The following is a 935-nucleotide window of genomic DNA, read 5'->3' on the forward strand; positions in this document are numbered from 1 at the left end:
CCAACGAAGCCGCCGCGCTGGGCACCGCGCAAGTGGCCGCGCTGTCGACCAACGACATCGCCGCGCTGGAAACGGCCGACCTGTCGGCCATCAAGGTGGCCGCCATCGCCATCCTGAGCACCGCGCAGGTGAGCGCGCTGACCACCGGCCAGGTCGCCTCGCTGGCCACCGCCTCGATCGCCGCGCTGAGCACGGCCGCCATCGGCGCGCTGAGCACCAACCAGATCGTCGCGCTGAGCTCGAGCCAGATCAACAGCCTGGGCACCGCGCAAGTGGCGGCCCTGTCGAGCAACGCCATCGGCGCGATCCAGACCGCCGACCTGGCCGGCCTGTCGACCAATGACATCGCCGCGCTGCGCAGCAACCAGCTGGCCGGCCTGACCACCGACCAGGTGGCCGCGCTGTCGACCAACCAGATCGTCGCGCTGACCACCGCCGCCGTGTCCGGCCTGACCACCAACCAGATCGTTGCCCTGACCACCGGCCAGGCCAGCGTGCTGAGCACCGCCCAAGTGGCCGCGCTGACCACCAACGCCATCGCCGCGCTGTCGACCAACGACTTCGCCGCGCTGTCGACCAACGCTGTCGCCTCGCTGAGCGTGAACCAGGTCAAGGCCCTGACCACCGCGCAAGTGGTGGCGCTGAGCACCGGCGAAGCCGCCGCGCTGAGCACCGCGCAAGTGGCCGCGCTGTCGACCAACGCCATCGCCGCGATGGAAACGGCCGACCTGTCGGCCGTCAAGACCGCCGCCATCGCCGCGCTGACCACCGCGCAAGTGGCCGCGCTGACCACCGGCCAGATCAATTCGCTGGCCACCGCCTCGATCGCCGCGCTGAGCACCGGCGGCATCGCCGCCCTGGGCACCAACCAGGTGGTCGCGTTGACCTCGGGCCAGATCGCCAGCATGAGCACCGCGCAAGTGGCCGCGCTGAGC

General features: G+C 71.1%; 1 pseudogene. It reads left to right on the forward strand.

The annotated features are described in order from the left end of the window. Window positions 1–935 (forward strand): annotated as a pseudogene (locus GTP90_RS35855) (heme utilization protein); the annotation flags it as partial.

Origin of the sequence: Duganella vulcania, from assembly GCF_009857655.1 — a bacterium.
Classification (GTDB): Bacteria; Pseudomonadota; Gammaproteobacteria; order Burkholderiales; family Burkholderiaceae_D; genus Rugamonas; species Rugamonas vulcania.